The organism is Streptomyces sannanensis, assembly GCF_039536205.1.
GTDB classification, from domain to species: Bacteria; Actinomycetota; Actinomycetes; order Streptomycetales; family Streptomycetaceae; genus Streptomyces; species Streptomyces sannanensis.
Genome location: NZ_BAAAYL010000001.1, coordinates 1,569,409 through 1,581,797, shown reverse-complemented (window position 1 = coordinate 1,581,797; position 12,389 = coordinate 1,569,409). Strand labels below are relative to the sequence as shown.

Sequence of the window (12,389 nt, the reverse complement as noted above, 5' to 3'; positions counted from 1 at the left end):
GAGACCGGTTCGCCCGATCGGCACACCGCCGGTTAGCGTTCAACCATGACCGACACGACTTCCACCCGCACCACCGGCGCCGTCGCCGCCGGACTCGCCACCCTCACCGCCGACGGCACCATCCTGGACACCTGGTTCCCCGCGCCCGAACTCTCCGCCGAGCCCGGCCCGGCCGGCACCGAGCGCCTGTCCGCCGAGCGTGCCGTGGAACTGCTCGGCGAGGGCGCCGCCAAGGCCATCGGCCCGGACCCGCGCCGGGGCGTCGAGGTTGTCGCCGTCCGTACGGTCATCGGTTCGCTCGACGACAAGCCGCTGGACGCGCACGACGCGTACCTGCGCCTGCACCTGCTCAGCCATCGCCTGGTCAAGCCGCACGGCCAGAACCTGGACGGTGTCTTCGGCCTGCTCGCCAATGTCGCCTGGACCTCGCTCGGCCCGGTCGCCGTCGACGACATCGAGAAGGTGCGGCTCAACGCCCGCGCCGAGGGCCTGCACCTCCAGGTCACCTCGGTCGACAAGTTCCCGCGGATGACGGATTACGTCGTACCGGCCGGCGTGCGGATCGCCGACGCCGACCGGGTCCGGCTCGGCGCGCACCTCGCCGCCGGTACCACCGTCATGCACGAGGGCTTCGTCAACTTCAACGCCGGCACCCTGGGCACCTCCATGATCGAGGGCCGGATCTCCGCCGGTGTCGTCGTCGGCGACGGCTCCGACATCGGCGGCGGCGCGTCCACCATGGGCACGCTCTCCGGCGGCGGCAAGCAGATCATCTCGATCGGCGAGCGCTGCCTGCTGGGCGCCGAGTCCGGTATCGGCATCGCGCTCGGCGACGAGTGCATCGTCGAGGCCGGTCTCTACCTCACGGCCGGCACCCGGGTCACCATGCCGGACGGGCAGATCGTGAAGGCGCTGGAGCTGTCCGGCGGCGACAACATCCTCTTCCGCCGCAACTCCACCACCGGCGCCGTCGAGGCCCGCCCCAACAACGCGGTGTGGGGCGGCCTCAACGAGATCCTGCACAGCCACAACTAAGCGACGCCGAGCAGCTCCTCGTACGCGGCGAGCAGCCCGCCGGTCACCTTGTGACCGGCGGGCTGCAGCGGTTCACGGACCGGACCGGCCGGCAGGCCCAGCGCGTTCAGCAGCGCCTTGGCGGTGACCGTGCCCGGAAGGCCGGACGCCATCATCAGCTCGACGATCGGCAGGGTCAGGGTGTTCAGGCGGGCGGCCTCGTCGTTCCGGCCCGCGTCGTACGCGTCCAGGACCGCGCGCAGCCGGGCCGGGACCACATTGGCGACCGTACTGACGTACCCGGCGCCGCCCACCGCGTACAGCGGCAGATTCAGCTCCTCGCATCCCGAGTAGTACGCGAGATCCGTGCGGGCGATCACCTTGCTGCTGCCGAGCAGGTCGTACGAGCAGTCCTTGACGGCGACGATGCCCGGGTGCTCCGCCAGCCGCAGCATCGTGCCGGTCTCGATGCGGGTGCCGGTACGGCCCGGGATGTCGTAGAGCATCAGCGGTACGCCGACCGAGTCGGCGACCGTGCGGAAGTGCGCCTCGACGGCCTCCTGCGGGGGGCGGCTGTAGTACGGCGTGACGACCAGAAGTCCGTCCGCCCCCGCGGCCTCGGCGGCCCGGGCCAGCTCCACGGTGTGCATGGTGTTCGCGGTGCCGACGCCCGCGACGATCGAGGCCCGGTCACCGACGGCCTCCACCACGGCCCGTACGAGCGCGGCCTTCTCGGCGTCGGAGGTGGTGGGCGACTCGCCGGTGGTGCCGTTCAGCACCAGGCCGTCGCAGCCGCCCTCGGTCACCAGATGGTGGGCGAGCTTCTGGGCGCCCTCCAGGTCCAGTTCACCGGAGTCGGTGAACGGCGTGATCGGCGCGCAGAGGGCGCGGCCGAAGGGGCGGGGGCGCGATGTGGTCATCCACGCAGTCTCGGGCCGGTCAAGTGTGAAGGTCCACTTAGAGTTTCTAGGGGGTGAGGGTCAGCATCGCTGAACTGTCAGCGGCCGGTGGTACCCATGTGCGCATGGACACCGAACGTGCCCGCCCGGAAGCCCTTGACGCCCTGCGTGCGGCCTTCCAGCCGGATTCTCTCGAACCGCCGCTGGGCCGGGAGAGGGTGCGCGCCTACGAGGCCGAGCACGGGATCATCCTGCCCGAGCCGTACCGGACATTCGTCGCGGAGATCCGTGACGGGAGCAGCGAGGGGCCTCCGGAAGCAGAACTTTCCCCGGATGACGGGCGGCGGCGTCGCACGTCACGCCTTCGCCCGGGGATATTCCCCCGGGGCGTGAGGCGTGCTCCACCGCCGCCCGCCGGACCGTACTACGGGCGGAAGCGCAGCAGTTGCGGGTCGTGGTCGCTGTTCTGGTCCGCGAACTCCGCGTTGATGTGCACGCTGTCGTAGGAGAAGTCCTCGATCGACGGGCTGGTCAGGATCTGGTCGAGCACCTGGCTGTTGCCCTGGAAGACGTACGAGTAACGCTCCTTCGGCGGCAGGGACTTCACCGCCGGGTAGAGCACGCCGCCCTCGGTGAGGGCCTCCGTCGTCGCCGAGAACTCGAAGTCGTTGATGTCGCCGAGCACCACGACCTTCGCGTCCGCCTGGGTGTCGAGGATGCTCTTCACGAAGGTGTTCACCGAACGCGCCTGCCGCACCCGCTTGGTCTCCGACGACCGCACCGGCGGCTGGTGGTGCGAGGTCAGGCCCTCGTCGCCGCCCTTCGAGCCGAAGTGGTTGGCGATGACGAAGACCGTCCGGCCGCGGAAGACGAACTCGCCGGCCAGCGGCTTGCGGCTGTTCTCCCAGGCCGCGTTCGCCGGGTCGACCCGGCCGGGCGAGAAGGTGAGGGCCGCCCGGCCCTGCTCGCCGGTGACTCCGGTCGCGGTCGTGGCGTTGCCGCCGGCCCGGTCGGTGAAGGACACCCGCTCGGGGTTGAAGAGGAACACCTGGCGGATGTTGCCGCCGGGCTCGCCGCCGTCCTTGTTGTTCTGCGGGTCGATGGACCGCCACTCGTAGGCCGGTCCGCCGGCCGCGGCGATCGCCGCCGTGAACCTGCGCAGCGTCTCGCCGGCCGCGACCGTGCCGTCGTTCTTCGCGCCGTTGTTGTCCTGGATCTCCTCCAGGGCGACGATGTCGGGCGAGGAGAGGTTCTCCACGACGGCGGCCGCCAGCGCGTCGAACTTCGTCTGCGGGTCCGTCGGGTCGAGGTTCTCCACGTTGTACGTGGCGATCGCGAGCTCGCCGCGGTGCTTTCCGCGCGCCACCTCGCGCTCGAGCCCGCCGTCGACGACCGTGCCGACGGTGCGGGCGGTGAGCGTGTAGCCGCCGAACTGGTTGAAGTCCAGCGGGCCTTCCGTCGTCCCGGACAGCAGGTCACCGACGTTCGCCCGGGGGAAGGGCTGCTGGGAGATCGGCGTCAGCTGCTGGATCTGGATCCGGCCCGTGTTCTGGGAGTCGTACGACCCGTAGACCGTGCCGCCGCGCCGGTTGGCGTGCTCGCGCGGCTTCACCGTGACCCACAGCTCCGAGAAGGGGTCGGTGGCGCCGACCACGCGCGCGTCGTCGACGCGGACATTCATGCCCTCCAGGGACTCGTAGCGGTCCAGGGCGTACTCCTCGGGCCGCAGAGCGAGCCCGTTGATGGAACCGCCCACCGCCGGGTCACCGTCCGGGGCGTACGCGGAGGGCACCGACCCGGCGTCGAGGACGGCCGGTGCGGGGAGGGCGTTGCCGGAGGACACCACCGTCACGGTGGGCCGGGAAATCTCGGTGAGCGACTGGTTGCCGGAGCTCGTACCGCCGGGGACGAACTCGGTGACCGTACCGGAGACCTTGACCGCGTCGCCGACGGCCACGGTCGGGGTGCTGCTCGTGAAGACGAACACGCCCTCGCTGGTGGCCGGGTCGGCGTCGGTCTCGGAGTCCGGGGCCTGGATCCAGAAGCCCCTGGACGAGCCGTAGGTGCGTACACCCGTGACGATGCCGGAGACATCGGTGACCCGCTGACCCACGAGCGGGGATATCCGGGTACTGCCCTGGATGTCGTGGATACGCAGCTCGGCGGCGGAGGCGCCGGACGCCCCGGCGAGCAGACCGGCGGCCAGCGCGGTGGCCACGAGGGTGGCGACCGCGGTGCTCCTGGTCTTGCCGGGCAGGGAGGAGGACGAGACAGCTGGCATGCGGTGACTCCGGAAGGGGACGAGGACGGAGTGACGGAACGGTTCTACGCGCGTCAATCTCTTGTGCGGGCGGGGAAGTTGTCAAGGGATACGGGGTGTACGGCGACCGGCATCCGCATGAACCGGACGCGATGGGACCGATGAACCCGCGGCGCGGCGTCCCTCCGTCGCCGCAATCGCGGGCCGGACCCCGAGGAGGGCGCCCGCGACGCCCGCTCGTACGGAGTGATCTGCCGGAGAAACCTCGCAAATTGCGTCTAGGCTGGGGCGGTTGAGCCATACCTTCCGAGGAGAGCGAGTCGATGCCAGGAGACCGTCCCACCCTGCCGCCGGTGCGACTGCAGTCCGACGCGGAGCTCGCGCGGCATGCGCTCGGCGCCCCGCTCCTCGCCGGGGCCGTGCGGCTGGCCCGCTGGGCCGGACCGGGTGTCCAAGCCGGCGACGGCGAACTCCCGGCAGAGGTCGCGGAGTCGGGTCTCGGCGACCTGGCAGGCGCGGCCTGGCGTGCCGCCGTCGGCACGGGCCTCGTCGAGACCGGTGACGGATCCGTGGCCTCCACCGGCGAGAACCTCGCCCTGCTCACCCGGGGCTCCCCGCGCGACGTCCTCGGCATCTGGCGCGATGCCCTGGAAACGGTGTTCGCCGGGATCGGCCCTCGGGAAGAGGCCGAGTTCCTGGAGCACGTACTCGGCAAGCTGTATCTGCTGACCGTGACCGAAGGCGCGGCGGGCGACGGCCCGGTGCCGCTGCCCGCTCTCGCCGCGTCCGTGATCGTCCCCGACGGCATGGGTCGGCCCACCGACGACATCCTGCAGCAGGTGTCGGACGCGATGATGCGGCTCGACGCGCAGTTCAGGCTGCTGGAGCCGACCGGACTCGTCGCCTACCACCCCGTGGACGACGCGCTGATGGCCGAGGAGGACGAGGACACGGCGGCGTCGGCCGAGGAAGAGGTCTCCCGGTACGGCATGGTCCGGCTCACCCCGCTCGGGCTGTACGGAGTGCGCGCCCGCCTCCTGGAGGCCGGCTTCGGCGCCCCCGCGGTCGGCGACCTCGTCGGCAAGGGCGCCGACGCGCTGCTCGACGGCATCGCCCACTACCCCGACCATGCGGCCCGCGCCGAGACCGTGCAATGGCTCGCCGGGCGTGAACCGGGGGAGGCCGCCGCCGATTTGCTGGCCGCCGCACGGGGCGCCGACCCCCTCGCTCCGCTGCGCCGGCTCCACTGCCATCAGACCCTCAGCGCCGTCGGCACCGCCGCCGAGCCCGCGGTACGCGCGGTGCTCGACGATTCCGAACTCGGCGGCCTGGCCCGGGTCTGGCTCGCCGAACGAGGCGCGACGGACGTACCCCCGCCGCCCGAGCCGATGGTGTTCTGGCTGGCCATCGACACCATCGCGGCCCAGCTCGCCGCGCAGGGCGACCTGGCCGAGCTGCAGGGCCTGGTGGAAGGTCTCACCGGCCGGCACAACGGCTTCCTCGCCACGGCATGGCGTGTCGACCACCCCGCCACGGCGGACGTCCTGGAGGCGATGGGCCGGATCCACCCGCACCGGGAGACGGCCAAGGACGCCCGCAGGGCTGCTTTCAAGGCCCGCTCACGCGTATGACTCTGCGACAGGGTGTGGACGCCTGCCGCGACTCTGCGTTCTCCCGCATGCCGCGGTGGCCCGGTGCGGCCGCCCACGTCGGGGGCGGGCCGGTGCGTCCGTCCTCAAGCTTCCCCGGCTACCTCCCCCAGCTGCCGCTGGGGGTGCCCCCAGAGGTGACCCCAGGACGGGTTGGGTTTGTCGCAGTACGCGGAGTCTTAGCCCTTCCGCGTGCCGGAGGGCCGGGTTGCCGTCCTACGGAGAGTCTGCGCCCTCCCGGGCGCCGGACGGGCCGGGTTTGTCGCCGTACGGGGAGTCTTAGCCCTCCCGCGTGCCGGAGGGCCGGGTTGCCGACCTGCCGGAGAGTCTGCGCCCTTCCGCGTGCCGGACGGGCTCCGTGCGGTCGCCCACGCAGGAGCGGGCCGCCCTGAGCGGCCGTCACACGGGGAGTGCCGGCGCAGGTTCACGCGAGTGGACCCCGCTTAATTCCGTGGCGTTCAGAATCCGTTCACACCCGCGCGGCAGCGTGGCGGCGCCAGCTCACTCCATAGGCACCACCAGGAGAACACGATGTCGCTCACCCGCAGGGACTTCACCAGGCAGTCCGCGCTCACCGGCGCGGGCATCGCCCTCACCGGGGCCGTCGGCGCGCTTGCCACCGCGCCGGGCGCCCTCGCCGCCGACGAGCCCGCCGAGGCCGTCGAGGCCGCGTCCGGCAAGGGCCGTGAGCTCGGCTACGGGCCGCTCCTCCCCGACGCTGCCGGCATCCTCGCCCTGCCCGAGGGCTTCTCGTACCGCGTCATCACGCACAGCGGTGTCACCACGCTGGAGTCCGGCGAGACCACCCCCTCCAACCACGACGGCACCGCCGCCTTCGAAGGCCGCCGCGGGGCGGTCCTGCTCGTCAACAACCACGAGCTGGGGGGCCCGCGGTCGAAGGTGAAGTACCCCGTGCCGCTCGCCGAGGGCCTGGTCTACGACCCGGCCGCGCCCGGCGGCTGCACGGTCGTCGAGGTCCACAAGCACGGCGAGGTCGCCGAGTGGGTCGGCATCGCCGGCACCTCGACCAACTGCGCGGGCGGCAGCACCCCCTGGGGCACCTGGCTGACCGGCGAGGAGACCGAGAACCGGGCCGGCCAGAACGGCATGACCAAGGACCACGGCTACATCTTCGAGGTCGACCCCTACGACGTACGCGCCAACCTGGACCCCCAGCCCATCAAGGCCTTCGGCCGCTACGCCCACGAGGCCGTCGTCGTCGACCCCAAGCGCGGCGATGTGTACCTGACTGAGGACGCCGCCGGCCCGAACGGCCTGCTCTACCGCTGGGTTCCGCCGAAGGGCTTCGAGCACGGGCGCGGAAAGCTGCGTACCCTCGCCGCCGACGCGGGCGTTCTTCAGGCGTTCAAGTGCTTCGACTCGGCCGGCCTCTTCGTCGACGACCTCTCGCGCGCCACGAAGATCGGCACGGTCTACGGTGTCGACTGGGTCGACGTACCGGACCGCGACGCGCAGACCGTCTCGGTGCGCAAGCAGTTCGCGGACGGCGAGGTCACCCGCGCCCGCAAGCTCGAGGGCATGTGGTGGGGCGACGGCGGCTTCTACTTCGTGTCGTCGTTCGCCCGTGCGGAGAGCCCCGGCACGCCGCACGACGGCCAGGTCTGGTTCTACGACCCCAAGCGCCGCACCATCACCCTGAAGGTGCAGCTGGGCGTGAACACCGACGACACCGGCTTCGACGGCCCCGACAACATCACCGTCTCGCCCTACGGCGGCCTGATCCTCGCGGAGGACGGAAACGGAGCCCAGCACCTCTTCGGCGCCACGGAGCGCGGCCGCACGTACCCGATCGCGCGCAACGAGCTGAACGACAGCGAGTTCACCGGCGTGACCTTCTCCCCGGACGGGGACACGCTGTTCGCCAACATCCAGACCCCGGGCATCATGCTCGCGATCACGGGTCCGTGGCGACGCCAGCCGCGCTGACCGGGGCCGCGCTGCCCACAGCAGCGCTGCCCGAATAATTGCATGGCGTCCGAACGACCGCCCGCCTAGAGTCATCCATGTCCAGGTGCGAAGGCAGGACCTACTTCGACTCATAATCGGGCGGTCGCGGGTTCGAGTCCCGTCACCGGTTTCGGACCGGTGTAGCTCAGATGGTCAGAGCACCATGTGGTTCAGCCGACTTCGATCTCTGGACACCTTGCTTTACGCACCTCCCGGTGCGACGGCCGCGGCTCCTTCTCTGTCAAAGATCACGCCGCTGCCGGACTTGATCTCGGGAGGCGCGGCTTCGGGGGCGCCCGGTGCGCAGGCAACGGTTACTTCTTGAACAGCGGGTTGCGGGTTCGAGTCCCGCCCGGCTCCGGCCGGTAGCTCAAGCGCGTAGAGCAGCTGTCCCTGTACCGTCACCGACTTCCGATCTCGGGCGCTCTCCTCTGCCGTGCTTCCCCCTGGATTTCGGGGGAACTCACACATGGCACGCTTCAACACCAAGGCGGCCAAGGGCCGGCCTACCTCGCCCGTGGCGACGACCGGGCGCACGACCCGTACGCACCAGGGCGGACAGGGGCACCTCCGTGACGCCCGCTCCGAACTCTTCCTGCTCGCCGTCGCCAACTTCGTGACGCAGCAGACCTTCTACGAGTCCGGCTCCGACCGCGACGACCGCTTCGCCACGCTCGTGCGCAAGCTCGCCGTCGAGGACTCCGAGTGGACCGCCGGCCTCCTCGGCTGGCTGCGCGGCGACGCCAACATGCGCACCGCCTCGCTCGTCGGCGCCGCCGAGTACGTCAAGGCCCGCCTCGACGCCTCCGCGACCGACGGCCCGTCGAACCGGGCGGTCATCGCGTCCGTGCTGCGCCGCCCCGACGAGCCAGGCGAACTGCTCGCGTACTGGACCTCGATGTACGGGCGCAACGTGCCCAAGCCGGTCAAGCGCGGCATCGCCGACGTCGTACGCCGGCTCTACAACGGCAAGTCGCTGCTGAAGTACGACACCGCCTCCAAGGGCTACCGCTTCGGCGACGTCCTCAACCTCGTGCACCCCACGCCCGACCCGGACAAGCCGTGGCAGGGCGAGCTGTTCCGCTACGCGCTCGACCGCCGGCACAACCCGGACACGGCCGTGCCGCCCGCCTCGAACCGCACCCTCACCGCCCATCGCGCGCTGATGGCGCTGCCGGTCGAGGAGCGCAGGGCCGTCGTCACCGGACCGGGCGGCGCGGAACGCCTGGCCGAGGCCGGTATGACCTGGGAGGCGCTGGCGGGCTGGCTGCAAGGCCCGATGGACGCGGCGGCGTGGGAGGCGGTGATCCCCTCCATGGGCGCGATGGCACTGACCCGTAACCTCAGGAACTTCGACCAGGCCGGTGTCTCGGACGAGGTCGCCGCCCAGGTGGCGGCCAGGATCTCCGCCCCCGAAGCGGTTGCGAAGTCCCGCCAGTTCCCCTTCCGCTACCTCGCCGCGTACCAGCACGCGCCGTCGCTGCGCTGGGCGTACCCGCTGGAGAAGGCGCTCGGCCACTCCCTGGCGAACGTCCCCGCGCTGCCCGGCCGGACGCTGATCCTGGTCGACCGCTCGGGCTCCATGTGGGCTCCGCTGTCCGACCGTTCGGAGCTCAACCGTGCCGACGCGGCTGCCGTCTTTGGCGCGGCCGTGGCGATGCGCGCGGCCGACGCGGACCTGGTGCAGTTCGGCACCAGCAGCGCCGAGGTGAAGTACAGCAAGGGCGAGTCGGTGCTGAAGGTCCTGGAGCGCTTCGGCAACCTCGGCGGCACCAACACCACGGAGGCGGTACGCCGGCACTACCGCGGGCACGACCGGGTGCTGATCGTCACCGACGAGCAGACGTCGTACCACTACGCGGGCAACCCCACCCAGCAGATCCCGGCGGACGTCCCGGTCTACACCTGGAACCTCGCGGGCTACCGGGCCGGCCACGGCCCGTCGGGCTTCGGTAACCGCCACACGTTCGGGGGCCTTACGGACGCGGCTTTCCGCATGGTCACCCTGCTGGAGAGCGGGCGTAACGCGGACTGGCCCTGGCTGCAGGCAGACGTCTGACGATGACGGGACCGGGGATGCCACTGTGCACCCCGGTCCGGTTACGCCGTGTCATGGTCACGTACCGCGTCAGGACATCCCTGCCATCGGGCACTGACGTTTCGCGCTGCAGAGCAGTCGGTGCAGCTGGACGGCCGTCCGGTCGTCGTCACGTCCGGTGACCGGACCGTACTGGTCCGGGGCCTCGCCATCGGCTGCCGGACCGGCCAACCGAGGGGAGCAGTGTGTCTGGTGTGGCCCTGAGCCGGGGCACTTGCGGGTTGGGCGGGGCTTTCGGATCCCGCCCTCGCCGTGTGCCATGAGGCGCCGCCAGGCGGCCGCGGCCCTACGGGTCGTGGGGGTATGCCTAAGCCGGTGAGCGGCAGCCGTTAGCAAGCGCACCGGCGCGTTCCGCCTCGGTCAGGGCTCTGCGGCATGCTCCTCCCTTGGTGACGGACATCGTCCTTCCGGAACGGGGGTCCCAGGACTCCGAGGTCCGTCACAGGCGATCAAGCAGGCTTCACAGCACGAGTTACTCGGTGACCTCGAAGGTCAACGTCTCCACGAACTGACGTCCGTAGACGTCGGTCGCTGTGACCGTAGCCGTGTGGGTCCCTACCGCGAGGTCGGACGGCAGGTCATAACGCCACAGGTGCATGGTGCTGTCGGCCAGCAGCCGCACACCGTGGGACAGCTGCGTCAGGACCGCCGCCGGGTCTGAGTACGCCGCTCCGGTGAAACGCTTCTCACCCTGCAGTTGCTGGGTGCGGACAGCCTCGACGGGCGCGGCCCCGTCGAGGGAGACCTCGACGGTGGACCCCGTGGAGCCCATCCAGTAGTTCGTGGTCAACCAGGAATCGCCGAGCTCGTCCCGCGACAGGACGAGGGGCTTGTCGAGCTGCGGCGCGCCGACACGATTGTCCTTGTACTGGTCGTACCAGGTGCGGTAGCGCGGAGTGTTCAGTCCGAGCGCCATCTGGTCCGAGTCGTCTCCGCCGACCGGGGTGAACCGCTCGTACACGTCAGTGTTCTTGATGTCGAGCGTCATGACACCGGGCGGTGTGCCGTCCTGCTGCATCGCCGTCGGGTAGCCACCGGGCAGCAGTTCACCCTTGAACCACTGTCCCGCAATGGCCGGGACGGTCAGGTGTGTGAACGGGAGCCCCTTGTTGCCGATCTTGTTGACCCAACCGGGCATCTTGTCGCCGGCGCGAAGATTCTCCGAGACGTGGGTGTGACCCCCCAGCGCGACGACCTTCCGGCCCTCCAGTGCCTGATAGATGCCCTTGAGGTTCTGCTGCGGAGCCGAGGTGTGCCACAGGAAGTCGAGCAGGGGGCTGTGTGCTGCGACAACGATGAAACTGTCCTCGGGTACCTGCGCGATGTCCCGTCGCAGCCACTCCAGTTGCTGATCGCTGATGCCGTAGGCGACCTTGTGCGTAGCCGTGTTGTAGCGGATGTTGTTGAGAGCGATGAAGTGTGCCTTGCCGACGTCGTACGAGTAGTACTCGGGCCCGAAGGTCGCACGGTAGGTGTCAAAGGCATGGCCATTGCTGGGCGCATCGAGATTGATGTCGTGATTTCCCGGCAGGAAACGAGCGGGGCCGTTGATCATGCCCACGAGCTCACGAACATCTTCGTAGACGGAGAGGTCGTCGCTGGCTTCATCCCCCATGAACAGGGCGCCACAGCCCGCGTATCCCGTGCGCTTCTGCAGGTCGGCGAAGGCACCCAGCTGGGCGTATCCGGCCTGCTCGGAATTCAGCGGCTGCGGGTCACCGCCGATAATGCACTGCTGCCACGGCGACTGGGTGAGCCGGCTCTTGGTGAGCGGGAAGTTGACAGATTCCGGGAGATCGCCCGTGGGGGGGATTCCCTGGTACTTCATCTGCGGCGATCCCTCGGGCAGATGAATGTAGGAGAACTGCGCGAAGTTGTTCTCGTCGACCGGAACCTGGTACCCGCGGGGCTGCGTGACGAATACGACCATGTTGTCGTAGGCGGGCAACGCGTAGCGACCGTCGTCGCCGGTCATGACGACGTCGCGCCCATTGGAGACGACGACGCCCTCGATACCGGGCTCGTCGGCATCCCGCTTCGAGTTGCGGTTGCGGTCGTTGAACACGACTCCGTTGAGCACGTCAGGGGTGTCGTCGGCCCCGCGGACGACCTCGACCGAGCCGCGGTAGGCCGACTCGGTCCAGTTGACCGACGTGGGCGCCTTGTCGGTCACGGTCACGCCATGCCCCTGACCCGTCGCATGGGCGGCACTGGTCGAGGCCACCGCGGTCACTATCGCTGTGGCTACGGCGAGACCGATGCCCCTGCGGAGTGGCTTCCGGGACGATCTGCTCAGCGCCGTACTTCTCTGTGCTGCCACTGTCTCTCCTGTCTGGTCGGCTCGTAAGGTCGAACCGTCGAGCACTTGAGATTCACCCTTTGGGGTGAACGGCATTCCTCAGACGGGTGAACTCACCGTCCTGGTGCGGAGAATGTCAACGGCTCGGGTTATGCGCACCGGCGGTATTCGGTGACACAGTGACAGCACGCGGGATCCTGGG

Annotated in this window: 8 protein-coding genes and 1 tRNA gene; 5 read left to right on the top strand and 4 right to left on the bottom strand. The window is 70.1% G+C overall.

What is annotated here, in order from left to right; all coding sequences use genetic code 11:
- Window positions 1-45: 45 nt before the first annotated feature.
- The gene (dapD, locus tag ABD858_RS07310; RefSeq protein ID WP_345035333.1) at window positions 46-1,035 is read left to right on the top strand and encodes a 2,3,4,5-tetrahydropyridine-2,6-dicarboxylate N-succinyltransferase; all 990 of its coding nucleotides are present in this window, start codon (window positions 46-48) and stop codon (window positions 1,033-1,035) included.
- On the opposite strand, the gene dapA is transcribed toward dapD, so the two are convergent.
- The 3 genes from dapA to ABD858_RS07295 form a co-directional block, all read right to left on the bottom strand.
- The gene (gene dapA, locus ABD858_RS07305; protein ID WP_345035332.1) at window positions 1,032-1,934 is read right to left on the bottom strand and encodes a 4-hydroxy-tetrahydrodipicolinate synthase; all 903 of its coding nucleotides are present in this window, start codon (window positions 1,932-1,934) and stop codon (window positions 1,032-1,034) included. The genes dapD and dapA overlap by 4 nt on opposite strands.
- Before the next feature lie 77 nt (window positions 1,935-2,011).
- Entirely contained in the window at window positions 2,012-2,155 is a 144-nt protein-coding gene (locus ABD858_RS07300; protein ID WP_345035331.1) for a hypothetical protein, read from the bottom strand.
- 182 nt (window positions 2,156-2,337) lie between these two features.
- Window positions 2,338-4,194, bottom strand: a complete 1,857-nt coding sequence (locus ABD858_RS07295; RefSeq protein ID WP_345035329.1) for an endonuclease/exonuclease/phosphatase family protein — start codon at window positions 4,192-4,194, stop codon at window positions 2,338-2,340.
- A gap of 302 nt (window positions 4,195-4,496) precedes the next feature.
- On the opposite strand from ABD858_RS07295, the gene ABD858_RS07290 reads away from it, so the two are divergent.
- The 4 genes from ABD858_RS07290 to ABD858_RS07275 all read left to right on the top strand — a co-directional run bounded on the left by ABD858_RS07290 (window position 4,497) and on the right by ABD858_RS07275 (window position 9,849).
- Window positions 4,497-5,804 (top strand): hypothetical protein, encoded by a 1,308-nt coding sequence (locus ABD858_RS07290; RefSeq protein ID WP_345035328.1) that lies wholly within the window; start codon window positions 4,497-4,499, stop codon window positions 5,802-5,804.
- A 549-nt stretch (window positions 5,805-6,353) separates the two neighbouring features.
- The gene (locus ABD858_RS07285) at window positions 6,354-7,769 is read left to right on the top strand and encodes an alkaline phosphatase PhoX (protein ID WP_345035327.1); all 1,416 of its coding nucleotides are present in this window, start codon (window positions 6,354-6,356) and stop codon (window positions 7,767-7,769) included.
- A gap of 78 nt (window positions 7,770-7,847) precedes the next feature.
- Window positions 7,848-7,913, top strand: a tRNA-Met gene (locus tag ABD858_RS07280).
- A gap of 346 nt (window positions 7,914-8,259) precedes the next feature.
- Window positions 8,260-9,849, top strand: a complete 1,590-nt coding sequence (locus tag ABD858_RS07275) for a TROVE domain-containing protein (RefSeq protein WP_345035326.1) — start codon at window positions 8,260-8,262, stop codon at window positions 9,847-9,849.
- A 511-nt stretch (window positions 9,850-10,360) separates the two neighbouring features.
- Here the strand turns inward: ABD858_RS07275 and ABD858_RS07270 are convergent.
- Window positions 10,361-12,067, bottom strand: a complete 1,707-nt coding sequence (locus ABD858_RS07270) for a calcineurin-like phosphoesterase C-terminal domain-containing protein (RefSeq protein WP_345035324.1) — start codon at window positions 12,065-12,067, stop codon at window positions 10,361-10,363.
- Window positions 12,068-12,389: the final 322 nt, after the last annotated feature.